The sequence below is a fragment of the Devosia sp. P3_B2 genome (assembly GCF_056402875.1).
In genome coordinates, this window is sequence record NZ_JBFUGO010000002.1 from 342,567 (window position 1) to 363,897 (window position 21,331).

General features: G+C 65.8%; 25 protein-coding genes. 10 read left to right on the forward strand and 15 right to left on the reverse strand.

Annotated elements, in window-relative coordinates; all coding sequences use genetic code 11:
- Positions 1-138: 138 nt before the first annotated feature.
- Positions 139-402, reverse strand: coding sequence for an SDR family oxidoreductase (locus AC1DV8_RS04490; protein WP_477156625.1), 264 nt, complete (start codon positions 400-402; stop codon positions 139-141).
- Positions 403-678: 276 nt separating this feature from the next.
- Here AC1DV8_RS04490 and AC1DV8_RS04495 point away from each other — a divergent pair, with 276 nt between their 5' ends.
- Genes AC1DV8_RS04495 through AC1DV8_RS04515 form a run of 5 tightly spaced genes read left to right on the forward strand, consistent with a single transcriptional unit; the run spans position 679 to position 5,309 of the window.
- The gene (locus AC1DV8_RS04495) at positions 679-2,046 is read left to right on the forward strand and encodes an LLM class flavin-dependent oxidoreductase (protein WP_477156626.1); all 1,368 of its coding nucleotides are present in this window, start codon (positions 679-681) and stop codon (positions 2,044-2,046) included.
- Positions 2,046-2,621, forward strand: a complete 576-nt coding sequence (gene msuE, locus AC1DV8_RS04500; RefSeq protein ID WP_477156627.1) for an FMN reductase — start codon at positions 2,046-2,048, stop codon at positions 2,619-2,621. The genes AC1DV8_RS04495 and msuE overlap by 1 nt, the downstream gene beginning before the upstream one ends.
- A gap of 27 nt (positions 2,622-2,648) precedes the next feature.
- A complete protein-coding gene (locus AC1DV8_RS04505) occupies positions 2,649-3,614 on the forward strand; it encodes an aliphatic sulfonate ABC transporter substrate-binding protein (protein ID WP_477148856.1) in 966 nt (321 codons plus the stop codon).
- Between the two features lie 11 nt (positions 3,615-3,625).
- Positions 3,626-4,477 carry an ABC transporter permease subunit gene (locus AC1DV8_RS04510; protein ID WP_477156628.1) on the forward strand — a complete coding sequence of 284 codons (852 nt, stop codon included), beginning with the start codon at positions 3,626-3,628 and terminating at the stop codon, positions 4,475-4,477.
- 4 nt (positions 4,478-4,481) lie between these two features.
- Positions 4,482-5,309 (forward strand): ABC transporter ATP-binding protein, encoded by an 828-nt coding sequence (locus AC1DV8_RS04515; protein ID WP_477156629.1) that lies wholly within the window; start codon positions 4,482-4,484, stop codon positions 5,307-5,309.
- Positions 5,310-5,368: 59 nt separating this feature from the next.
- Here the strand turns inward: AC1DV8_RS04515 and AC1DV8_RS04520 are convergent, their stop codons facing one another.
- From AC1DV8_RS04520 to AC1DV8_RS04540, 5 genes are all read right to left on the reverse strand, one after another.
- Positions 5,369-6,067 (reverse strand): SH3 domain-containing protein, encoded by a 699-nt coding sequence (locus AC1DV8_RS04520; protein WP_477156630.1) that lies wholly within the window; start codon positions 6,065-6,067, stop codon positions 5,369-5,371.
- 189 nt (positions 6,068-6,256) lie between these two features.
- Positions 6,257-6,895, reverse strand: a complete 639-nt coding sequence (locus AC1DV8_RS04525) for a peptidase inhibitor family I36 protein (protein ID WP_477156631.1) — start codon at positions 6,893-6,895, stop codon at positions 6,257-6,259.
- 190 nt (positions 6,896-7,085) lie between these two features.
- Positions 7,086-7,655 (reverse strand): peptidase inhibitor family I36 protein, encoded by a 570-nt coding sequence (locus AC1DV8_RS04530; RefSeq protein WP_477156632.1) that lies wholly within the window; start codon positions 7,653-7,655, stop codon positions 7,086-7,088.
- Between the two features lie 282 nt (positions 7,656-7,937).
- On the reverse strand, positions 7,938-8,333 hold the full coding sequence (locus AC1DV8_RS04535; protein ID WP_477148862.1) for an acyl-CoA thioesterase: 396 nt from the start codon (positions 8,331-8,333) through the stop codon (positions 7,938-7,940).
- A complete protein-coding gene (locus tag AC1DV8_RS04540) occupies positions 8,330-8,929 on the reverse strand; it encodes a thymidine kinase (protein ID WP_477148863.1) in 600 nt (199 codons plus the stop codon). Before AC1DV8_RS04540 ends, AC1DV8_RS04535 begins: the two co-directional genes overlap by 4 nt.
- 329 nt (positions 8,930-9,258) lie before the next feature.
- On the opposite strand from AC1DV8_RS04540, the gene AC1DV8_RS04545 reads away from it, so the two are divergent.
- Positions 9,259-9,654, forward strand: coding sequence for a DUF2147 domain-containing protein (locus tag AC1DV8_RS04545; RefSeq protein WP_477148864.1), 396 nt, complete (start codon positions 9,259-9,261; stop codon positions 9,652-9,654).
- A gap of 2 nt (positions 9,655-9,656) precedes the next feature.
- Here AC1DV8_RS04545 and AC1DV8_RS04550 read toward each other — a convergent pair whose 3' ends face one another.
- From AC1DV8_RS04550 to AC1DV8_RS04585, 8 genes are all read right to left on the reverse strand, one after another.
- Positions 9,657-10,553 carry a DMT family transporter gene (locus tag AC1DV8_RS04550; RefSeq protein WP_477156633.1) on the reverse strand — a complete coding sequence of 299 codons (897 nt, stop codon included), beginning with the start codon at positions 10,551-10,553 and terminating at the stop codon, positions 9,657-9,659.
- Between the two features lie 59 nt (positions 10,554-10,612).
- On the reverse strand, positions 10,613-11,317 hold the full coding sequence (locus tag AC1DV8_RS04555; protein ID WP_477156634.1) for a class I SAM-dependent methyltransferase: 705 nt from the start codon (positions 11,315-11,317) through the stop codon (positions 10,613-10,615).
- Between the two features lie 44 nt (positions 11,318-11,361).
- Complete coding sequence (locus AC1DV8_RS04560; protein ID WP_477156635.1) at positions 11,362-11,577, reverse strand: hypothetical protein; 216 nt, start codon at positions 11,575-11,577, stop codon at positions 11,362-11,364.
- Positions 11,578-11,621: 44 nt separating this feature from the next.
- Complete coding sequence (locus AC1DV8_RS04565; protein ID WP_477156636.1) at positions 11,622-12,854, reverse strand: aminotransferase class V-fold PLP-dependent enzyme; 1,233 nt, start codon at positions 12,852-12,854, stop codon at positions 11,622-11,624.
- Between the two features lie 223 nt (positions 12,855-13,077).
- Positions 13,078-13,665 carry a Spy/CpxP family protein refolding chaperone gene (locus tag AC1DV8_RS04570; protein ID WP_477156637.1) on the reverse strand — a complete coding sequence of 196 codons (588 nt, stop codon included), beginning with the start codon at positions 13,663-13,665 and terminating at the stop codon, positions 13,078-13,080.
- Between the two features lie 241 nt (positions 13,666-13,906).
- Entirely contained in the window at positions 13,907-14,335 is a 429-nt protein-coding gene (locus AC1DV8_RS04575; RefSeq protein WP_477148870.1) for a CBS domain-containing protein, read from the reverse strand.
- A 162-nt stretch (positions 14,336-14,497) separates the two neighbouring features.
- Positions 14,498-16,390, reverse strand: a complete 1,893-nt coding sequence (locus AC1DV8_RS04580) for a hypothetical protein (RefSeq protein WP_477156638.1) — start codon at positions 16,388-16,390, stop codon at positions 14,498-14,500.
- 186 nt (positions 16,391-16,576) lie between these two features.
- Positions 16,577-16,915 (reverse strand): hypothetical protein, encoded by a 339-nt coding sequence (locus AC1DV8_RS04585; RefSeq protein WP_477156639.1) that lies wholly within the window; start codon positions 16,913-16,915, stop codon positions 16,577-16,579.
- 142 nt (positions 16,916-17,057) lie between these two features.
- On the opposite strand from AC1DV8_RS04585, the gene AC1DV8_RS04590 reads away from it, so the two are divergent.
- The 4 genes from AC1DV8_RS04590 to pip all read left to right on the forward strand — a co-directional run bounded on the left by AC1DV8_RS04590 (position 17,058) and on the right by pip (position 20,060).
- Positions 17,058-17,504, forward strand: a complete 447-nt coding sequence (locus AC1DV8_RS04590; protein ID WP_477148873.1) for a DUF4864 domain-containing protein — start codon at positions 17,058-17,060, stop codon at positions 17,502-17,504.
- A 103-nt stretch (positions 17,505-17,607) separates the two neighbouring features.
- Positions 17,608-17,766, forward strand: coding sequence for a hypothetical protein (locus AC1DV8_RS04595; RefSeq protein WP_477148874.1), 159 nt, complete (start codon positions 17,608-17,610; stop codon positions 17,764-17,766).
- Positions 17,767-17,892: 126 nt separating this feature from the next.
- On the forward strand, positions 17,893-19,095 hold the full coding sequence (locus tag AC1DV8_RS04600) for a pyridoxal phosphate-dependent aminotransferase (protein ID WP_477156640.1): 1,203 nt from the start codon (positions 17,893-17,895) through the stop codon (positions 19,093-19,095).
- The gene (gene pip, locus AC1DV8_RS04605) at positions 19,095-20,060 is read left to right on the forward strand and encodes a prolyl aminopeptidase (RefSeq protein WP_477156641.1); all 966 of its coding nucleotides are present in this window, start codon (positions 19,095-19,097) and stop codon (positions 20,058-20,060) included. The genes AC1DV8_RS04600 and pip overlap by 1 nt, the downstream gene beginning before the upstream one ends.
- A gap of 73 nt (positions 20,061-20,133) precedes the next feature.
- On the opposite strand, the gene AC1DV8_RS04610 is transcribed toward pip, so the two are convergent.
- The gene (locus tag AC1DV8_RS04610) at positions 20,134-21,228 is read right to left on the reverse strand and encodes a hypothetical protein (RefSeq protein ID WP_477148877.1); all 1,095 of its coding nucleotides are present in this window, start codon (positions 21,226-21,228) and stop codon (positions 20,134-20,136) included.
- Positions 21,229-21,331: the final 103 nt, after the last annotated feature.

A 21,331-nucleotide genomic window follows, 5' to 3' on the forward strand; every position in this document is an offset into this window, starting at 1 on the left:
TCGCCCCGTGTCGAATATTCAGATACCAACAGAATAACTGGGGGCGGATGATGTCAGCAGATATTGTCACAAGCAACAGGGTAGTGTGTATTTATCGTTGCAGTGGAAATCGCGTGCAGAACGACGGTTTGTTGGCGGTCAATCCGCGTCCATGACCGAGCCGCAGGTGACGTTGAGGATAGCGCCGCTGATGGCCGTGGCGCGGTCGGAGGCGGCGAAGGCGGCGGCGTTAGCGAGCTCGGCGAGGGTGGTCATGTGGCCGAGGATGGTGCCCGAGGTCATGCAGGCTTTGAACTCCTTGAACATTTCGGCGTGCTCGGGGGCCCCGGGCCAGGTCTCGGGCATGGCCTCGGAGCGGAGGCAGACGACGCGGATGCCGTGCGGGCGTGGCCGTCGCGGCATTCGGGGGTGGGGAAGGGGGCTGGTGGAAGTGCTGGGTGGTGCGGCCGGCGACAGAGCAGCATATGGCGTTGATAAGGCGCTGAACGTCGGTTGCGGAAACCACTCAGTTTTGAGTCGCGGGGCTCGCCGTTCCCGGGAATTCGGTTCCACAGGGCAAAAAAAGCTCCTGAAGCGCGAGATCGGCGCAAAGCCATCAGTCGACAATGTATAGTGATTTAGTAGTTTAATAGGCATCGAAGCCGGGCATGGAGCACGGCACCGGGGACAGATGCCGAAATGACCACCGAGAACAGACAGCTCAAGCTCGGCGCCTTCATCATGGCGACTGGGCACCATATCGCGGCCTGGCGCCATCCGGATGCGGACGCCGACGCCGGGCACAGCATCGACCACTATCGCGGGCTGGCCGAGACGGCGGAAGCCGGCAAGTTCGACCTGGTGTTCGTGGCCGACAGCCCGGCGGGTTGGGATGGCGACAAGGACCCCGAGACACGCAGCCGGGTCAGCCATTCGGCGCATTTCGAGCCGGTGACGCTGTGGTCGGCGCTGTCGCAGGTGACCAGTCACATCGGGTTCGTGGCGACGGCTTCGACGACGTACGAGGACCCGTACCTCCTGGCGCGCAAGTTCGCCTCGCTGGACCATGTCTCGAAGGGCCGCGGTGCCTGGAACGTGGTGACGACTGGCGCCGATGTGTCGAAGAACTTCTCCATTGCCGGCCACCCGGCGCATGCCAATCGCTACGAGCGCGCCGAGGAAGTCGTCGATCTCGTCCTCGACCTCTGGGACAGCTACGAGGACGATGCGCTGATCCGCGACAAAGAGAGCGGCATCTTTCTCGACCCCAGCAAGGTCCACAAGGTCAACCACCACGGCAAGTTCTTCGATGTCGCCGGGCCGCTCAACGTGGCGCGCTCGCCGCAGGGCCGGCCGGTGGTGGTGCAGGCCGGCGCTTCTGAGCCGGGCCGTGAACTGGCGGCGCGGACGGCGGAGGTGATTTTCACCGCCAACCAGACGCTGGCCGATGCGCAGGAGTTCTATTCCGACGTGAAGGGGCGGCTCGCCAAGTTCGGCCGGCGGCCGGAGCAACTGCTGATCATGCCCGGGATCTTCCCGGTGCTGGGCGGGACGGAGAAGGAAGCGCAGGAGAACTACGAGTTCATCCAGTCGCTGGTGCACCCGACGATCGCCTGGTCGATCCTCAAGCAATATTATGTCGGGGTCGATCTCTCGGGCTATTCGCTCGACGACAAGGCGCCGCCGCTGCCAACCGATACCGAGCTCAACAAGAGCCGGCTGAAGCTGGTGTCGGACCTCGCGGCGCGCGGGCTGACGCTGCGTGAGCTGTATCTGTCGCTCGCCACGGCTCGTGGGCACCGGACAGTGGTCGGGACGCCCGAGCAGGTGGCCGATGCGATCGGTGAGTGGTTCCACGGTGGGGCGGCGGACGGGTTCAACATCATGCCGCCGGTGCTGCCGACTGGGCTCACCGACTTCGTCGACCAGGTGGTGCCGGTGCTGCAGAAGCGCGGCTGGTTCCGGACCGAATACGAAGGCACGACGCTCAGGGAGAACCTTGGCCTCAAGCGGCCGGTCAATCGGTTTGTCGAGCGTGCCGAAACCCTGGAAGAGCGGAGCGCGTGATGACCAACAACCTCAAGATCGTCGGCTTTGCCGGCTCGTCGTCGCAACCCTCGCGTACCCGCAACCTCGTCGAGGCCATAGCCGACGCCGCGGCGAAGCGTTCGGGCGCAGCGGTGTCGATCTATGACCTGACGGAGATCCACCCCTCGCTGGGCTCGACGCTGGACCCGCGGCAGGCGCCGCAGGATCTGCAGGAGCTGATCGCGGAGATCACCACCGCGGATGCGCTGATCGTCGGCTCGCCGGTATACAAGGGGACGTATACGGGCCTGTTCAAGCACCTGTTCGACCTGATCGAACCCAAGGCGCTGAAGGACAAGCCTATCGTGTTGTCGGCGACCGGCGGCAGCGAGCGGCATGCGTTGGTGATCGACCACGGGCTGAGGCCGCTGTTTGCGTTCTTTTCGGCCGACATCATCGCTACCGGCATCTATGCCACCGAGCCGGATTTCGTCGATTACCAGCCGCACAACCCGCTGCTGCTGGGGCGGATCGAACGGGTGGCCGAAGAACTCACCTGGCGGCTGCAAAGCAAGCGCGTCGAGGCGGCCGAGCCGCTGCGCGCCATCGCCTGACTTTTAACAATTCTGATGGAGACGACCATGATCGATCGCAGATCGACACTGAAGCTATTTGCCGCCGCGTCGGCGCTGAGCATCCTGCCGGGCGTGGCACGAGCCCAGGACACGGCCAAGGAATTCCGCATCGGCTGGCAGAAGGGGGGCGTGTTCGCCCTCGCCAAGGCCTCGGGCGATATCGAAAAGCGCCTGGCGCCGCTCGGCATCACGGTGACCTGGGCGGAGTTCACCTCGGGCCCGCCGTTGCTCGAAGCGCTCGGCGCGAACGCCATCGACTTCGGTTCGACCGGCGACATTCCCCCGCTTTTCGCACAGGCGGCGGGTGGTGACCTGGTCTATGTCGCGGCCAGCAAGAGCAGCGTTGCCGGCTCGGCCATCCTCGTCAAAAAGGACTCGCCGATCCAGTCGATCGCCGACCTCAAGGGCAAGAAGGTGGCGTTCAAGCGCGGCTCCAGCGCGCATAACTTTGCGGTGAAGGCGCTGCGCACCGCCGGGCTGACGCTGGCCGACATCGACGCGCTGGACCTGGGCCCGCCCGATGCGGCGCCGGCCTTTGCCAGCAACCAGCTAGACGCCTGGATCATCTGGGATCCCTACTATGCGATCGCCGAACAGGCGCCGGACACGCGCGTGCTGGTGACGACCGAAGGCATCGTCGACTCCTGGGGCTATTACCTGGCCAATGGCGGCTACGCCAAGGCCAACCCGACGATCGTCGCCGAGGTGATCGACGAGCTCGCCAAGGTGGGCAAGGCTGCACAGGCCGATATCGAAGCCACCGTGGGCAAGATCTCCGCGGTGACCGGCGTGCCCGAGCCGATCCAGAAGATCGCCCTCACCCGCAAGGGCGCCGACCTCGGCGCCATCCAGCCGCTCGACGAAACCATCCTCGCCTACCAGCAGGCGCTCGCCGACGAGTTCTTCGGTCTCGGGATCATTCCCAAGAAGCTCTCGATCGCCGACGTCTTCTGGTACGCGCCCGAGCTCTGAGGAGAGGCCAAATGACCCTGGTTGCCGATCTTCCCAAACAGGCCGCCCTGCCGGGCGGGCCAAACCTCCGCCAGACCGGCCGCTGGATTTCGTCCCGGCTGGGCGGTGCGCTGCCCCTGCTTCTGCCGACGGCCATCGTCGTCGCATGGCAGGTTGCGTCGAGCCTGGGATTGATCGGCAACCGGCTAATGCCGGCGCCGCTCGATGTTCTCCGTGCCTTCTGGGACAAGACGATCTCGGGCGAGCTTGGGGTCAATATCGCGGTGAGCGCGCAGCGGGCGCTGTCGGGGCTCTTCGTGGGCGGCTCGATCGGCTTTCTGCTCGGGCTCGCCAATGGTGTCTCGAGCCTGTCGCACCGGCTCACCGATACGACGCTGCAGATGATCCGCACCATTCCCAACCTGGCGCTGATTCCGCTGGTGATCCTGTGGTTCGGGATCGGCGAGGAGGCGAAGCTGTTCCTCACCTCGCTCGGGGTGTTCTTCCCGATCTATCTCAACACGCTGCACGGGGTGCGGACGGTTGATCCGCAGCTGATCGAGATGGGGCGGGTGTACGGGATGAGCGGCTGGACGCTGTTCCGCAAGGTGATCTTCCCGGGCGCGCTGCCCTCGATCTTTGTGGGGCTTCGGTTCTCGCTCGGCATCATGTGGCTGACGTTGATCGTGGCCGAGACGATGAATGCATCGTCGGGCATCGGGCACATGGCGAACTCGGCGCGCGAATTCATGATGACCGACGTGGTGGTGCTGGCGCTGGTGATCTACGCGCTGCTCGGCAAGCTGGCCGACGCCACGGCGCGCTTCCTCGAACGGCGGACGCTGCAATGGCATCCCGCATACCTGACTCCGGCGAAAGGGTGATCCAATGAGCCACATCGAACCAGCACGCAAGTTCAACGCGTGGGGCAAGACGATCGAGCCCGAGTATGGCCCGCGGGCGCCGTCCCCTGCGGTAGAGCGCAGCGGCGCGGTCGGCATCCGCATCGAGGGGCTGGATAAGTCGTTCGGCAATGTCTCGGTGTTGCGCGGCCTCGATCTCGAGGTGCCGGCCGGGCAGTTTCTCGCCATCGTCGGCAAGAGTGGGTGCGGCAAGAGCACGTTGCTGCGGCTGCTATCTGGGCTCGACGAGCCTACCGCTGGACGGATCAGTTTCATTGGTTCGGCCGGCGAGACGGTGACGCCGAATGCCCGGATCGTGTTCCAGGAGCCGCGGCTGCTGCCGTGGGAACGCGTCGCCGGCAATGTGGCGGTGGGACTGGGACCGGGTCAGACCGGCCGCACGGCGCGGGACAAGTCGCTGGCGGCGCTGCGCGAGGTGCAGCTCGACGAGAAGGCAGACGATTGGCCGTCGCAACTATCGGGCGGGCAGCGGCAGCGCGTGGCGCTGGCTCGGGCGCTGGTCAGCCGGCCGGACTTCCTGGCTCTCGACGAACCGCTAGGGGCACTGGATGCGCTGACGCGCATCACCATGCAGGGACTGGTCGAGCGGGTGTGGCGGGAGCAGGGGTTTACCGCGCTGTTCGTCACGCACGATGTCGGCGAGGCGGTGGCGCTGGCGGACCGGGTGATCGTGCTGGACGAGGGGCATATCGTGCTCGACGTCTTGGTCGAACACGAGCGCCCGCGCCTGCGTGGCGCCGAGGACCTGGCGCGGATCGAGCGGCAGCTGCTCGACGCGATCTTCCGGCGCTAGCACGATGAAAAACGCCGCCCTGTGAGGGGCGGCGTTCGGGGGGGGCGAAGCGAGCCGGGTTAGCGGACGCGGATAGAGCTGATTTCGCCGGTGGCGCCACGGAGGTTGCCGACGGTGCGCGAGATGACGATGCAGCGGCCGTTGAAGTTGGGGCGTTCGCAGATGAGAGCCTGGGCATCGCCGCGGACTTCGATGGACGAGATCGTGTCGTCCCAGCGGCCGAGGCGAGCGAGACGCTCGCCCGGGCGGGCGCAGAAGCTGTCGCCGCGCAGGTTTGTGCGCTCGTAGAAGCAGACGCGATCACGGGTGCCGCCCGGACGGCCGGGACGGATGTCGAAGCCGCCGGAGCCGACCTGGAAGCTGAAGCCGGGGACGTCAAAGCCGATGCTGACGTCGACGTCGGGGCGGCCCGGGCCCGGGCGATCAGGAACGATGACGCGGGTATCGATGTCGTCTTCGTCACCGTAGCCCGAACCGTCGTCGTAACCGGAGCCGTCGTCATAGCCGGAATCATCGTCGCTGAGATAGCTGGCGGAGACCCAGCCATCGGGGCCGGACTTGAGCACGTAGCACCACCCGCCGGAACAGCGGTCGATCTCGACCTCCTGGCCGGGGCGGAGCACGTCGACGACGGCGCCACTCACTGGTGCGCTGCGGACGTTGACGGTGCTGGTGGCGACGGCGGCATTGGCTGCGCCGGCGAAAAACAGGGAGCCGAGGAGCAGCGCTGCTGCTCCTGCCAATTTGATGGGGTACATGGGGGGAGTCCTCTCTTTGTGACGCTCTGGGGCGTTCCTTGGGGGCAGGCTTCGAGTGTTGTCGCCGCGTGGCGAGAACGGCCGGCCGGCAAGGGAGTTCCAATCCTTGGTGGGGAATGCGTCCAAAATGCAAACGCCGCCCCGGAGGGACGAGGCGTCGTCCCGGGGGCGGCGTTCAGGCTCAGAGCGTTAGTTAACTTCGAAGGACGAGATGTTGTTGTTGAGCTGGTTAGGCAGCGAAGACTTCGACGAGCTGATGTCGGCGCAGATGCCTTCGAGATCGAAATCGCGGCAGACCAACACGTCGGCATCGCCGAACACCTCGATCGACGAAATCGAGTCGTTCCAGCTGCCGCCGAGGGCGTCATCGCTGTCGCCGGGCTCGACGCAGAAGCTCTGACCGTTGAAGTTGGCGTTCTTGTAGAAGCAGACCTGGTCTTCCTCGACCGGCTCGGGGAGCGGTTGGGGCTTGGGCTGGTTGCCGACGCCGATGGAGATGGACGGCTTGCCGTCACCGCCGACGCCGAAGCTGAAGCTGAACGGCACGTTGGAGGCGGGCTTGCCCTTGTTGAGGCCGCCGAGGCGGTTCTGGCGCACCCAGCCGTCGGGGCCCGGGATCTGGATCAGGCAGACGGTGCCCTGGCAATCGACGACGGTGACCAGCTGGCCGGCATCGACCGAGTTGACCACCGGTGAGTTGGGGTTGGCGGTCTTGCGGACGTTGGAGTCCTGCAGCACGTGGGCGTTGGGGGCGGCGAAGGCAGGCGCGACGGCTAAGCCGGCGAGCGCGGCAAGCGCTGCGGCGGCGACGAGGTGGAGACGCTTCATGATGTGTTCCCTGATTGGCGGGCCGGGTCCGGTTCCGCGGGCGCAGATCGGTGCAGGCAGGTGTGCTGCACGCCAATGCGGCCGAGCACAGGATTATTCGCGATTCGAAAGGAAATCGACTGAATTACAACGAAGAAACGGCCCGCGCCGGGGGCTGCGGACCGTTTGTACTGTAGCGCGAGGCGAGCGGTCAGTAGACCCGCATCGAGCTCACGTTGTTGTCGAGGAAGCCGTGCAGGGCGCCTTCGCTGTCGTTGATGCGCTCGCAGTAGCTGTGGAAGTCGCGATCGCGGCAAAGGTCGACCGAGACATCGCCTTCGATGAAAACGGAGGAATAGCGATTGTCGGCATGCAGCAGCAGGAAATCGCGGACGCGGGCGCCCGACTTGGCGCAGAACGCGTCGCCGGTGAAGTTGTGGCCTTCATAGAGGCAGACGAGGCCCGGGCCGCCCGACTTGTAGGGGATAGGGGCGAGTTGCCACGGGTGGCGGATGACCTTGCCGAAGGCGATGTCGTAGAGGCTGGTCCAGCCCGCGACGCGGCCGGAATGGACGCGGCACCACTGCCTGGAGCAGCGATCGACATAGATGCGGACCTTGCCGTCGATCTCGCCGGTGACGTCGTAAGCAGTGCCGGGCCCTTCGAACAGCACCAGGGGACGGACCGACCAGGCCGGGCTGCCGACCGGGGCCGCGGTGGCGGCGAAAGTGCCGAGAACAAGAACGGCCAGTGCAGTCAGGCTCGCCAAGAATTGCTTCATCGAAATGCCCCGAACCGAAAGATCAACTCAGGTGAGCGTAGCGCCCGCGCATGACGGTTGGAAGGGTGGAGCAGCAACAGGGTGGAGGAAAGTTTGGGGGCAGGGCGGATGAGGGCCGGAGGGCCCTCACCGCGGGGAGGAAGGGCGCCGCGCGGAATCCCTCGCGCAGCGCCTCCCCCATCATCACCGGGTAGAGGCCACCCATCCCGGGACGTGATGGTGGGCAGATTGCCGCTTCGCGGCTGAACGGGGGCTGAACCGGGCGCTCAGACTGGCGTCGGATCAGCGTGGGATGACGCGCTTTTGTCCGTTTTCGTCGAGCGCCACGTAGACAAAGCGGCCCTCGGTGACCTTGACCCGGTCGGCGAGGCGATTGCGGCGGGCCCAGGACTCGACGTCGATGGTGATCGAGGTGTTCCCGACGCGTTCGACGGTGGTGTAGACGCAAAGGATGTCGCCGACCTTGACCGGCGCGATGAAGGTCATCGCCTCGACCGCCACGGTGACGACACGGCCACGCGCCACCTCGACAGCAGCGATGGCGCCGGCGATGTCCATCTGGCTCATCACCCAGCCGCCGAAGATGTCGCCGGCCGGATTGGTGTCGGCCGGCATGGCGAGGGTGCGGATAGTGAGCCCGCCGTGCGGCTCGTTATGGTCGGGGCCTTCGGTGGTCATGCGCGAGGTCCTTTCGGGGGCCAGCGGCCGATTTCTTCTTCCCAGTGGCGGCGGCAGAGGGAAACATAGACGGATTTCTCGATCGAGACCTGATTGCCTTCGCGAAGGGCGCCGCCTTCGGCATCGCGGCGCACCACCATGGTGGCCTTACGGCCGCAGAAGCAGATGGTGCGGACTTCGCGCAGCTCGTCAGCGACAGCGAGGAGTTCGGCGGAGCCGGCGAATAGCTTGCCCTGGAAATCGGTGCGCAGGCCATAGCACATCACCGGGACATCGAGCCGGTCGGCGACGCGGGCGAGCTGCCAGACCTGATCTGAGGTGAGGAACTGCGCCTCGTCGACGAAGACGCAATCGACCTTCGATTCCTGCAGGTGATCGTTGACGCGCTGGAACAGATCGTCCTCGCCGCCGAACATCTCGGCGTCGGCGGAGATGCCGAGGCGCGAGGTGATGCGGCCGACATCGCCCTCGGCATAGAGCGAAGAGGTGAAGAGGAGCGTGCGCATGCCGCGCTCGACATAGTTATAGGACGCCTGGAGCAGCAGCGTCGACTTGCCGGCGTTCATCGTGGAGTAGGAGAAGTAGAGCTTGGCCATGCGGGTGTTCATGCCGCAGGCTGGCGGCGGCGGCGAGGCCAATCGGAAGCTCTCAACAAAAAATCGGCCGCCTGGCGGGGGCGGCCGATAAAATGCCGAATTGGGGCTCGGCACAGGACATACGAGTTGGCGGCGATGTCCTGCTCATAAAGACCGTCCAGTTGCCATTGTGGCGGGTGCAACTGGGTAGAGGCCGGGGCAATCGGGGACGCCCCGGACACCCGCAAGCTATTGAGGCGACGTGACAAGCAGATGACGACAGACTTTCATAATGGCGACATTTTCAGCCCATAGCGGATAGTCTGCGGGCAGGGCTGCTGGAGAGCTACATGACTGGGTTTCTGAAAGCCGGACTGGGTTTGTTGATGGCGGCGGCGATGGCGACGCCGAGCCTGGCGCAGAGCGCCGACGTGACTGGGATGTGGCATCCGGACAAGAGTTCAGACTGGCTGGCGAGCCTGTGCGGGGACGACAATACACAGCTGTGCATCACGGTGGTGGGCCTGCGCGACCACATGGACACCGACAAGAACCGGCCGTATCTCAACAAGGTGATCCTCGATCACGCCAAGCTGAACGGCAAGAACCGCTGGAAGGGCAAGCTGCATCTGTTCGGGCAGACCGGCGACGCGTTCATAGCGCTGCGCAGCGCCAACAACCTCGACGTCAAGGTCTGCATCTACGTGGTGCTCTGCAAGGAGTACCCGATGACGCGACAGAAGTAGTGCTAGGCGGGTACCCGGCGCTGCTGCAGCGCCGGGACAGCTTCCACGATGATGATGGCAAAGAAGATGAGCGCCGCGCCGGCATAGCCGACGGGGGGCAAGCGTTCGCCCAGTAGCAACGCGCCGCCGAGCGCGGCGAACAGGCTTTCGGCCGAGAGGATGATGGCCGCGTTGGCGGCGGGCACGTGCTGCTGGCCGATGGCCTGCAGGGTGTAGGCGATGGCCGTGGACATGATGCCGGCATAGAGGATTTCGAGCCAGCCATTGCCGATGGTGCTGAAATCGGGCGCCTCGAAGCCGAAGGCGACGAGCAGCGACAGCACGCCGACCACGAGGAAACTGAGGGCGGAGAGCACCACCGGCAGGCCGGTCTGGCGGCTCAGGTAGCCGATGAGGAACACCTGCCCGCCCCAGAACGCCGCGCTCAGCACCATCAGCCCGTCACCGGCGTTGAAGGCCGCGAGGTGGCCGCCGTTGAGATAGAAGATGCCGATGAGGGCCAGCGGCGCACCGAGATAGATCACCGGGTGCGGTCGGATACGGATGGCGAGCCAAGCGATCAGCGGCACGAACAGCACGTAGAGCGCAGTCAGGAACCCGGAATTGGTGACGCTGGTGTAGATCAGCCCGTATTGCTGGATGGCGGAGGCGAGGAAGAAGGTCAGCGATAGTGCGCCGATCAGCAGCCATTGCTGGCGGGTGAGGGCGGCGACATTGGCACGCTTGGCGCGGAATTCGAAGATGGCGAAGGGTAGGAGCGCTACGCCGCCGAGCAGGAAGCGGATGCCGGCAAAGGTCATCGGGCCCATATAATCCATCGCGGACTTCTGCGCGACGAAGGCGAAGCCCCAGATGGCAGTGGCGATGAGCAAAAGCAGGACGGCGAGCGGGCGAGACATCGGCGCTGTGTAGCCGGTGCGGCGGGGGCGCGTCGAACGGATTTTGGCGATGAGGACGATCAGGGCAGGGTAGCCGGTCTCGGGTCGTGGACGGAGAAAACCAGGAACGACTGGGAGTTCAGCCACCACGGCAGCGCGGTGAAGGGGGCGCTGAAATGCGATTGCAGGTCGAAGGTTCGCTGCATCAGGGCCCGCAGCGCGCGATGCTCGAAGCCCTTGTGTGAGCGTCGGATATCGGAGGTCCGTTGCACCGGATTCCCGATGAGGCCCTGGAGTAGTTCCTGCACCGAATGGTCCGAGGGACGGCGGAACAGCAGGATCCGGTTCAGTTCCTTCAAGGGCAGTGCGAGCCCCTGCATGATCGGCACGGAGAGGATGAGGGTGGCGCCCGGTTTGCAGGCGCGAACTGCGTCGGCGATGAAGCCGGCGACATCCTGATCCGAGAGGTGCTCCAGGACTTCGAACGCCGTGAGGACATCGACGGTCCCGGGCTCGACCTGGGCGAGGTTCGCCAGGTGCGCGAAGCCGGCGTGGTGCACTTGCATGTACGGCTCGATCGCAACGCGCCGCAGATCCGGCCGACGTTCGCCGAGCTGGTGCAACATCTCGCCGGTGCCGGCGCCGAAATCCACGATCAACCCGCCGGGCGGCGAGTGGCTTTCGATCAATGACAGCGAGAGCTGGTGCCGCGAGCGGTGCGCGAAACGGGCCAGCGGGTTGGGGTTGGCGGTCGTTTGTTTGGCGTAGGAAACCGACTTAGCCAATGCAGTCTCCAGCGGGTATCAAACAGCGTTCGCGGCCGGTTAGCTTACCTGCCGGTCGTCTCGGCTCTGGTGAGGCGGTAGCCGGCCTCCTCCAGGGCGTGCGTCATGTGTTCGGCGTACCATTGGGGCCAGTTGTCGTCGTAGACGCCGGCCAGTTCCTTTGCCTCGTATGCGCCGTGTGCCTTCGCCGCGCCCTTCAGGGCCTCGAGCAGGACTTCGGTGAGGGTAGGTTCTCCCTGCGTCGATGGTTTGTCAGTCATCTTCCAGGCCCTCGCATCTTCATTACCTGAAGTAACGTGACAGCCTACTTCAGCTCCGCATCCAGCGCTTCGATCAATTGCTGCACTTCGGCCTCGGAGGTGTAGTGGGTGAAGGAGACGCGGAGGACGCCGTGGCCGGGGTTGAGGCCGAGGGCTTCGAGCAGGCGGTAGGCGTAGAAATGGCCGCCCGAGGCCATGACCTTGTGGCGCGACAGGCGATCAGCGGCTTCGACGGCGAGCTCGTTCAGCGCCAGCGAGATGGTGGGCGCGCGCTTGGCTGGATCGCTTGGGCCGATGAGGCGGACGTTGTTGCGGGTGCGGATGAACTCCATCAGCGGGGCGAGGAGGATTTCCTCCTGGCGGCGCATGGCGGCGTGGGCCTTGCGGAACGGATTGGCGCCCTCGACGCTGTCGCCGGCGAGTTCACCGACGCGCTCGAGATAGTCGGCGACACCGGCGGAGGCGGCGATCTGGGCGTGGTCGGGGCCGGCGGGGACGAGGCGCTTGCGCGGCTGGGTGTCGTTGAAGAAATGGCCCTGGTTGGGGAGTTCGGAGGCCAGCGAGGGGCGGATGGCCATGACGCCCTGGTGCGGCCCGTACACCTTGTAGGCGGAGAACAGGTAGATGTCGCACCCGAGCTCGAGCAGATCGGGCAGGCCGTGCGGGGCGTAGGAGACGCCGTCGACGACGGTGACGGCGCCGAAGCTCTTGGCCTTCTGGACGATCTCGTGGACCGGGTTGATTTCGCCGACGATGTTGGAGGCGTGCGGGAAGCAGACGGCGCGGACCTTCGAATCGAGCAGCTTGTCGAGCGCGGCGGGATCGAGGTGGCCGGTCTCGGGGTCGACCTGCCACTCGCGGATGACGATGCCGCGATCAGCCAGACGCCGCCAGGCGCCGCCATTGGCCTCGTGATCCTGGTTGGTGACGACGATGGCGTCGCCGGGCTTCAGCCAGCCCGCGAAGGCGTGGCCGAGCGTGTAGGTGTTGCCTGAAGTCGAAGGGCCGAAATGGATCCAGTCCATACCGACATTGAGCGCCTGCGCGATGCGGCGATGCGCGAGGTCCATGGCGGCACCGGCTTCGCGCGAGGCGGGATAGAAGCCGTAGGGCTGCACCTTGGTGGCGCGATAATAGTGATCGAGGCGGGTGAGCACCTGCTGGCTGGTGTAGGAGCCGCCGGCGTTCTCGAAGAAGGCCCAGCCTTCGAGGCTCGGTTCGCGGAAGGCGGGGAACTCGGCACGGATCAGGGCGGTATCGAGGGGCAGGGCGGTCATCGGGGCGCTCGCAGGAGGGAGATCGATGGTTAGCGGAGGGCGATGACGGCGGCAACACGGCGTGTGGAAAAAGGGGGCGGTGCGGCGCGAAAGATAGGCTGGGGTCAGTACGCGCCGATGTCGGCAAGGCAAAAAGAAGCCCCGGCGGGAGGGGACACCGGGGCTTCTCAGGGGACGGCGTCGCGGCCGGTCTTGTTGGGGCTGGGACCGGCGGGGACTGGGGTCAGCCGTCCAAATCGGCGCCGGCGGGCGGGGCGGGGGGATGGGGCAGGTGCTTGCCCGGGTGCTGGAACTCCATGCCCTGCATGATCACGCGGCCGCGTGGGGCGAACTCGCGCTTCTGCTGGTCGGTGAGGCTGGCATAGAAGCTCTTGAACTGCGGCAGCAGTTCGCTCATCGCGGCGAGGCGGGCTTCGTCGAACTTGAGGCGCTGCTCGAGGCGCTGGATCAAGTCCGGGCGCTCGTTCTTGCTGGCGGTGGCGGCGGGACGAATGGTGTCGCACACGTCGGCGAAATCGGTCTGCGCGGTGAGCGCGGTGGTGCGGAAGTCCTCGAACAACTTCTCCTGGTCCTTGCTCAGCTCGAGCTTGCCGGCCATGCGATCGAGGCGGTGCTCCAGCCGATCGGCGGCCCGGTCGTTGCAGGAGAACTCGGCGAAGCGGAAGGCGTTGCCGCCGGCGTCGCGGCGGAACTCGAGGGTGCGGCCTTCGTCACGGTGGCGATCTGGGCCGGCGGCGAAAGCGGGACTCATGGCGGTGAGGCCGAGGGCGGCGACAAGGGCGGCGAGGACGGTGGCACGGGTCGAGGTCATCGTGGTCTCCCATCGGGTGAGCGGCAATGAGGGGAGGATGCGGTGCGTCGGCTTGCCGGGGCGTTGCGGCAAGGTGAAATCGCGGAAAGGTTGGAAAGGTGGGGTGGGCAAACATCGTGGCCTTGGCACCCCCCTCAGAGCTGCGCTAGGTCGCTTCGCTCCCAAGCTTCGCTTGCCTCCCCCGTCAAGGGGGAGGTGGGCATCGAGGTTGTGGCTGAATCCGGCTGGGTGACGCCGATCGCTACGACGCGATGTATTCTTTCAGCGCGTTGGCTTCCTGCTCGGCTTCTTCGATCTTGCGCTTCACCACGTCGCCGATCGAGACGATGCCCGTGAGCTTGCCGTTTTCGACGATGGGGATGTGGCGGATGCGGTTGCGGGTCATGGTTTCCATGAGGTCCGAGATCGAGCCGGCAGATGTGCAGGTGATGACCTTGGTGGTCATGACGTTTCGCACCGGACCGGCGAGAACCGCGACGGGATCCTTTTCGAGGTGACGGACGATGTCACGCTCGCTGAGGATGCCCGCGACCTTGCCCTTGGCGTCGACGACGACCACGGCACCGATCTTCTTGGAATTGAGAATGCGCAGGGCCTCGGAGAGCGGCGCGCCAGCTTCCACCGTGTGGACGGTGTGGCCCTTGGATTGAAGGATATTCTCGACTTGCATCGGCAGTCCTCCTTTCAGGCCACCATAGTGCGCCTAAGGGGAGGAGGGGACAAGAGTCCTATGTTGCAGGTGCAGAAGATGTGGGCCGGTGCTTGCGGCGCCCCCTCCCAGCCTCCCCCACAAGGGGGGAGGTGCCGTTCGGTGGGTGTGGAGAGACCAGGCTTACTGCGCCGTAGCCGGGGCCTTGAGGTCGCGCTTCTGGTCCTGGACGGACTCGGTGGGAGTCTCGATGAGGGGGAGCGCGACCGGCTCGCCGCTGGCTTCGGCGACTACGTTGAGCTTGCCGGCGAGGGCGGTCGGATCCTTTTCCGCGGCGGCGAGATCGGCGAGACCGATGCCGGCAGTATCCTTGGCGGTGATCGTCAGCTTGAGGTGCGAAGCACCGCTGAGGAAGGTGCCGAGCTGCTGGGCCGCAGTCAGGGCTTCGGCAGTGTTGCCGAGGAAGGCGAGGGTCATGCCCTGGGCCATGCCGGCGACCGCGGTGCGGAACGCGGCTTCAGGCTGGCCGGCATCCTTGGCGCCTGCGGCGAAGGCGATGGAGCCGATGCCGCGGTCCTCGACCTCGACGGTGACGTCGAGCAGCGTGAGCAGCATAGCCGCCATGGTGGCCTGGTCGGTGTTATCGGCGAACAGCGCCTCGGTGGCGTTGCCGAAGGTGCCCGAGAGGTTGATGCGGCCGAGCGTGCCCAGGTCGATCAGCACGTCATTGACCTTGATGGTCGAGGTGTCCTTGTCCCAGGCCAGCTTGGTGCCGAGCGAAATATCGAGCTTGTCGATGCCGCGGGCGAGCAGGTCGGCGACCGGGAGGTCAGTCATTTCGGCAGTGATCGGCAGTATGAAGTTGCCGAGGCTGAGTGCGATATCGGCCGGGATGCCGTTGACATAATTGCCGAGCGTCGCGTCGAAGGCGCCGATCGTGCCGGTGATGCGCTTGCCCGAGGATTCCGGATCGGGCACGTCGATGTTGAGGTTGGCGAGGCTCAGGCCGTCGAGATAGGGGACGAGCTTGCGCCAATTGGCGGCGAAATAGGCTTCATCGAGCGTGGTGGCCGCTTCGATCGCCGCGATGGCGGCGGTGAAGTCCATCTTCTTCCAGGTGAAGTTGCCGAAGTTCAGGAAGCCGTCGTTCTCGACGGTCATGTTGAAATCGCTGAGCGATATCTCGGGGTAGATGGCGGGCTGGAAGCCGCCGACGGTGATCGGGCCGGAGGCGACGGTGAGCGGGTTGCCCTTCTCGTCCTTGCCCGAGCAGCTGAAGCCATCGAAGGTCATCGGCGTCGAGGAGAACGCGGTGAATATATCGGCATAGAAGCGGACGAGCTTGTCGACGGTCGCCGGCGCGACCTCGGTGCCGGCTTTCTGCGCGGCCTCGGCTTCCATTATGAGGGTATTGATCTCGGCGAAGTTCTGCTTGAGCGGGCGGGCGCTGAAGCTGCCGAGTGCGGCGGTGCCGAACTCGCACTTGAACACGTCGCCACCCGACAGCGTGCCGCCGGAGAACTTGAAGTCGGAATAGACCTCCTTCATCTCGGTGCCGGCAGTGACGGTGGTGGTGAGGCCGTAGAAGGAGAGCAGGCCCGCAAGGTCGAAGCGGCCGATCGACATTTCGCCGAAGGTGCCGGTGGTCTTTTCGGCGCCGGTGAAATCGGCCCCGCCGACATGGGCGGCAGCGGCGACGCCGTCGGTGACGTCGGTGAGGGTGACGTCGCGATAGGTGACGACCATCGGGGCGCCGCCATCGCCATAGCCGGGGTAGGTCATCTTGATTTCGGGGATGGTGACCGACTTGGCGTCGAGGGTGGCCAATGCGTCGAGCGCGCCGGGGGCGCCACTGAACAGGCCACGTACTGCGCCTTCATTGATGTTGCCGTCGATCACTTCGACCGTGGGGACCGAGACCTGGTACATCCCGGCAGCGCCGGCCGACGTGATGCCGGTGACGCTCAGCGTATCGGCGGAGGCGCCGGTGATGGCGAAGCCGGCAAAGATGGTGCCGAGCAGGAGGGTGCGCACCGGGCGCAGGCGGCCAAGCGGAGCGGGAGCGGTACGGATCATGTCGGTTTCCTCAGTCGCAAAATGATTTGACGCCGCGTCCCGCGCTCGCCTTGGGGCGAGGGGGACACAGCGCGGGGTACGGCCCGAAGCGAGCGCCACCGCGGTTCTAGATTACCGTAGCTAACGGGAAGATGAACGGCGTGGCGCTAAACGCGCTGAATCAATGCTTTTCCGACGTGGCCCGTATCAGCTCTCGCCGTGTCCCGGTTTCCAGGCGGAGAGGGGATTGGGCTGGCGTGGCTTGGCCGGCTGCAGCCCTTCGCGGAGGATCGCGCGCACCACCTCGACGAGGATGGCGAAGAGCAGCGCGCAAAGCGGCACGAACAGCAGAACGACGGCGGTATCGATCTCGCCGGCCCCGGTGATGGTGCGCGGGGGGATGAGGCCGAAGAGCAGTGCGAGGCCGGCGCCCACGAAGGTGAGGGAGAACGAAATGGCGGTCGCGGCGCTCAGCGCGTTGCGGAACAGCGGACGGCGCTGCTTGAACCTCGTCTTGCGGGGCTGGGGGAGCTTGGTGGGAGACATGAGGACTCGCTAACTCGGCAGATCACAACGGGGTGAAAAGGCCCCCCGAATGCGAGGATGTTTCGTTGCTAACGCGGTGAAGAGGGTACGATTTGAAGGCGATCCTGTGGCGGGATCGCGGCGCACCTGATGGAGGGAGGCGATGATGAAGCGTTTCGTGACCAGTCTGGCGGGCGTGCTGGCCGCTTTTGTGCTGCTCGTGGCGGCGGTGAACGCGCAGGAGACGACGGCGCCGAGCACGGCGCTCGAACCGTGGCAGAGCGTCATCACCAGCCAGATCGAGGCGTTCCGGGCCAAGGATGCGCCGGGGGCGTTTCAATATGCCGGGGCGGGGTTCCAGGTGGCGTTTCCGTCTGCCGAGGCATTCTTCAGCGCCATTGTCGGGGCGGGCTATGCGCCGATCATGGAGTCGCGCTCGCACAGCTTCGGCAAATTCGAGAAGATGGGCGACAAGGTGGTGGTGCAGGAGGTGAAGCTGGTGGGCAACGACCAGAGCCTCTACGAGGCGTTCTACCAGCTGGCCGAGGAAAAGGACGGCTGGCGGGTCCAGGGGGTGCAGCTGCTGAAGCAGGCGGGGATGGGCATCTGAACGATTCTGAGCGGCAGATGAACGGCCGTATCAGTCGGCGTTCAAAGCTCCGGCGCGACAAGGGCGCCGTCGTTTCCGTTCGTTCTTGTGCAGGATGCTTCCGTTGAAGGCTCTGATCGTTTCCGCCGTACTTGCCGCCATTCTTGTCAGCCTGATGCCCGATGGCGAGCAGGCGATGGAGATCGGCAGCAGCACGGCCCGAGCCGACGGCGGTGCTGTCGCGGTGCCGGTTCGCGTACCGGTCCCGGCGCGCGCCGTTTGACCCCAAGCCTTGTGACCCAAGCCTTGTGACCCAAGCCTTGTGACCCAAGCCTTGTGACCAACGTCCCGGTTGTGTGCCGCGGTTTGAGGCCGTAGAGATTTCCGGCCATTTTTCCGGGAGATGATCTTGGCTTTCCTGTCTGAAGCGCTCAGCCGTATCCAGCCGTCCGCCACCGTCGCGATCAACTCCAAAGCCGTGGAGATGAAGCGGCAGGGCGAGGACGTGATCTCGCTGGCAGCGGGCGAGCCGGATTTCGATACGCCCGAGCACGTGCGCGAGGCGGCGATCCGGGCGATCAACTCGGGCAAGACGCGCTATACGGCGGTGGATGGTATCCCCGAGCTGAAGGAAGCGGTTGCCGCGAAGTTCAAGCGCGACAACGGGCTGGACGTCACGGCGGCGGACTGTTTCGTCTCGTCGGGCGGCAAGCAGATCATCTTCAACGCGCTGATGGCCACGCTGAACCCCGGCGACGAGGTGGTGATCCCGGTGCCGTACTGGGTGAGCTATCCGGAGATCGTGCGGCTGTGCGACGCCGATCCGGTGTTCGCGGTGGCCGACGCCTCGACCGGCTTCAAGCTGAAGCCCGAGGTGCTGGAAGCGGCGATCACGCCCAAGACCAAGTGGCTGATCCTCAACACGCCGTCGAACCCGACTGGGGCTGCCTACACGAGGGATGAACTGCGCGGGTTGGCGGATGTGCTGCTGCGGCATCCGCATGTGCACATTCTTACCGACGATATCTATGAAGTGCTGGTCTATGACGGCGGCACGTTCGCGACGATCGCCGGGGTGGAGCCGCAGCTACGGGAGCGGACGTTGACGATGAACGGCGTGTCGAAGTCGCACGCCATGACCGGCTGGCGCATCGGCTACTGCACCGGGCCGCGGCCGCTGCTCGGGGCGATGAACAAGCTGCAGAGCCAATCGACCACCAACCCGTCGTCGATTTCGCAATGGGCGGCCGTGGAAGCACTGAACGGTCCGCAGGGGTTCTTGAAGGGCTGGCGCGAGGTGTTCCAGAGCCGGCGCGACCTGGTGGTGCGCGGGCTCAACGCCAATACCGGGCTTGATTGCCTGACGCCGGAAGGGGCGTTCTATGTGTTCCCTTCGGTGAAGCGGCTGCTCGGGAGGACCTCCGGCGGTGGCCGGGCGCTGGCGACGGATGCGGATTTCGTCTTGGCACTGCTCGAAGAGACCGGCGTCGCGCTGGTGCATGGCACGGCGTTCGGGCTCGCCGGGCATATGCGGCTGAGCTACGCGGCGTCGAATGCTCAGCTAGAGGATGCGGTGGCGCGCATCCAGGACTTCTGCGCCAAGGTGAGCTGATGGCTGCGCTCTACCCCATCACCGAGCCCGTCGCGAGCGGCTGGCTCGAGGTGGGGGAGGGCAACGCGGTCTACTGGGAGGAGGCCGGCCATCCGGATGGGGTGCCGGCGCTGATCCTGCATGGTGGGCCGGGGTCGGGGTTTTCGCCATCGATGCGGCGGTTCTTCGATCCGGCGCGATATCGGATCATCGGTTTCGACCAGCGGGGGTGTGGGCGGAGTACGCCGCATGCGTCGGGCGAGGGCGTCGATTTCTCGGTGAACACGACGGCGCACCTGCTGCGCGACATCGAGCGGCTGCGGCTGTATTTCGGCGTCGACAGGTGGGTGATCTACGGCATGTCGTGGGGCGTGACGCTGGGCCTCGCCTACGCGCAGCTGCATCCGGACCGGGTTGCCGCGATGGTTTTCGCCGGGGTGACGTCGACCCGGCAGCGGGAGATCGACTGGATGTATCGCGACGTGGCGCCGCTGTTTCCCGAGCAGTGGGAGCGGTTCCGTGCGGGCGTGCCGCCGGACACGCCGGTCGACCGGATGGTCCACGCGTACAACGACCTGATGTTCGACGCCGACCCGGACGTGCGGGCCAAGGCGGCGCGAGATTTTCATGATTGGGACAACGTGACGGTGTCGGCCAATGTGCAGGCGGGGCGGGCGTCGGACGGCGTGGATCCTGCCCGCATGCTGGCGCGCGGTCGCATCGTCACGCACTACTTCCGGCATTTGGCCTGGCTGGAAGAGGGCCAGCTGCTGCGCGGTGCCGGGGCGCTGAAGGGGATACCGGGCGTGCTGGTGCAGGGCCGGGTGGACCTGCAGGGGCCGCTGCTGACCGCGTGGGAGCTCTCCAAGGCCTGGCCCGGCAGCGAGCTGGTGGTAATCGACCGGGCCGGCCACTCCAGCGGCGATGCCGGGATGGGTGAGGCGCTGGTCGCGGCGCTGGACGGGTTTGCACGGCGAGGTGGCTAGCTGCCACCGAGGGCAGGCGAGTGCCTTCTCCCACAAGGGGAGAAGGCACTGACTGCGCTTTTGGTGGTATCGCCTACAGGTAGTCCATCAGGCTCATCGAGCTGCCACCACTCGCGCCGAATGACGATGACCCCGTGACCTGGCCGAGGATCGAGCCCAGCTTGCTGGCGGTCTGGTAGTTGGAGACGGCGGCGGCGTAGAGGTTTTCGGACCAGCCGGCCGCTGCGCGTTCTTCGCTGCTCATGGCGCCGTATAGCGAGATGACGTTCTGCGCGAAGGCGGCAGGGTCGCTGTTGCCTGCGGACTTGAGGCTCTGCAGCAGTGCGGCACCGGAGCGGGAGCGCATTTCCATCGAGGCGGTGCGGACTTCGGTGGGGCTGAACTTGCCGTTCGAGTTCAGCGCGACGGAGGCCAACGAGCGGCTGTCGAACTCGGAGTAGTCGGGCTTGTTGTTGCCGCTGGCCTTGTATTGCGCGTCGAGCGTGGTGCGGGCATCGGCGGCGACGTTGGCGATATCGCGCGGCTTGCCGGTTTCGCCGCCGGCGAGGCGCTCCATGTAGGCGTTGACCGGATCGTTTGCGACGGTGCCGGGCAGGGTGGATGGGTCGGCTGCGAGCTGCTTCAGCATATCCTCGAGCGCGGCGCGCTGGTCGACATAGGCGGCGGAGGCTTTCTCCTCGGGGCCCATGGCGTCGAAGTAGGCGAGGGCGGCGACGTAGAGGCCCTTGACGCTGCCGGTGACGCGACCGACGGCGGTGGGGCCGGCCATTGCCTGGTCGAAGCGGCTCTGCAGCTCGATGGCGGCGGCCTTCTGCTCGTCGGGGGTGAACAGCTGGTTGGAATTGGTGCTCATGGCATAGAGCTCGCGGCGATCGACCTTGCTGAGGTCGAGGGCGAGCTTGCCATCCTTGAGCGGGGTGGTGAGCTTGGCGTCGGCGAGGAGCTTGTCGAGGGTGGCGCGCGCGTCGGTGGTGACGGTGGCGAAATCCTTGATGGTGGTGAGGGCGGCCTTGGCGGCGTCGGACAGGGTGACGTTGGTGGCGCCGGTTTCGGTCGACGTGGTGGCAGGCGGGTTGGTCAGCGCCTGCTGCTGGGTCTTCTGCGCGTTGGCGATGATCTGCGCGTAGGTCAGGGAACTGGTGCTGGTCGACGTGCCGACGCTGGTCATGATTGCCTCCGGGCGTACGCGCACCACCATGCAGGTGGCGTGCCAGCGTGGAGGGCTGGGATTCCGGGCGTTCGGGCGGGGTAGGATGGGGCAGGCGGCAGGA

Excerpts from the sequence above, each read along its gene's own strand:
- AC1DV8_RS04570 (WP_477156637.1), bottom strand. The coding sequence starts at position 13,665 with ATGACCTCGACCCGTGCCACCGTCCTCGCCGCCCTTGTCGCCGCCCTC.
- AC1DV8_RS04540 (WP_477148863.1), bottom strand. The coding sequence starts at position 8,929 with ATGGCCAAGCTCTACTTCTCCTACTCCACGATGAACGCCGGCAAGTCG.
- AC1DV8_RS04550 (WP_477156633.1), bottom strand. The coding sequence starts at position 10,553 with ATGTCTCGCCCGCTCGCCGTCCTGCTTTTGCTCATCGCCACTGCCATC.
- AC1DV8_RS04575 (WP_477148870.1), bottom strand. The coding sequence starts at position 14,335 with ATGCAAGTCGAGAATATCCTTCAATCCAAGGGCCACACCGTCCACACG.
- AC1DV8_RS04545 (WP_477148864.1), top strand. The coding sequence starts at position 9,259 with ATGACTGGGTTTCTGAAAGCCGGACTGGGTTTGTTGATGGCGGCGGCG.
- AC1DV8_RS04490 (WP_477156625.1), bottom strand. The coding sequence starts at position 402 with ATGCCGCGACGGCCACGCCCGCACGGCATCCGCGTCGTCTGCCTCCGC.
- AC1DV8_RS04515 (WP_477156629.1), top strand. The coding sequence starts at position 4,482 with ATGAGCCACATCGAACCAGCACGCAAGTTCAACGCGTGGGGCAAGACG.
- AC1DV8_RS04505 (WP_477148856.1), top strand. The coding sequence starts at position 2,649 with ATGATCGATCGCAGATCGACACTGAAGCTATTTGCCGCCGCGTCGGCG.
- AC1DV8_RS04530 (WP_477156632.1), bottom strand. The coding sequence starts at position 7,655 with ATGAAGCAATTCTTGGCGAGCCTGACTGCACTGGCCGTTCTTGTTCTC.
- AC1DV8_RS04510 (WP_477156628.1), top strand. The coding sequence starts at position 3,626 with ATGACCCTGGTTGCCGATCTTCCCAAACAGGCCGCCCTGCCGGGCGGG.
- AC1DV8_RS04585 (WP_477156639.1), bottom strand. The coding sequence starts at position 16,915 with ATGTCTCCCACCAAGCTCCCCCAGCCCCGCAAGACGAGGTTCAAGCAG.
- AC1DV8_RS04560 (WP_477156635.1), bottom strand. The coding sequence starts at position 11,577 with ATGACTGACAAACCATCGACGCAGGGAGAACCTACCCTCACCGAAGTC.
- AC1DV8_RS04580 (WP_477156638.1), bottom strand. The coding sequence starts at position 16,390 with ATGATCCGTACCGCTCCCGCTCCGCTTGGCCGCCTGCGCCCGGTGCGC.
- msuE (WP_477156627.1), top strand. The coding sequence starts at position 2,046 with ATGACCAACAACCTCAAGATCGTCGGCTTTGCCGGCTCGTCGTCGCAA.
- AC1DV8_RS04525 (WP_477156631.1), bottom strand. The coding sequence starts at position 6,895 with ATGAAGCGTCTCCACCTCGTCGCCGCCGCAGCGCTTGCCGCGCTCGCC.
- AC1DV8_RS04590 (WP_477148873.1), top strand. The coding sequence starts at position 17,058 with ATGATGAAGCGTTTCGTGACCAGTCTGGCGGGCGTGCTGGCCGCTTTT.
- pip (WP_477156641.1), top strand. The coding sequence starts at position 19,095 with ATGGCTGCGCTCTACCCCATCACCGAGCCCGTCGCGAGCGGCTGGCTC.
- AC1DV8_RS04565 (WP_477156636.1), bottom strand. The coding sequence starts at position 12,854 with ATGACCGCCCTGCCCCTCGATACCGCCCTGATCCGTGCCGAGTTCCCC.
- AC1DV8_RS04520 (WP_477156630.1), bottom strand. The coding sequence starts at position 6,067 with ATGTACCCCATCAAATTGGCAGGAGCAGCAGCGCTGCTCCTCGGCTCC.
- AC1DV8_RS04535 (WP_477148862.1), bottom strand. The coding sequence starts at position 8,333 with ATGACCACCGAAGGCCCCGACCATAACGAGCCGCACGGCGGGCTCACT.
- AC1DV8_RS04495 (WP_477156626.1), top strand. The coding sequence starts at position 679 with ATGACCACCGAGAACAGACAGCTCAAGCTCGGCGCCTTCATCATGGCG.
- AC1DV8_RS04610 (WP_477148877.1), bottom strand. The coding sequence starts at position 21,228 with ATGACCAGCGTCGGCACGTCGACCAGCACCAGTTCCCTGACCTACGCG.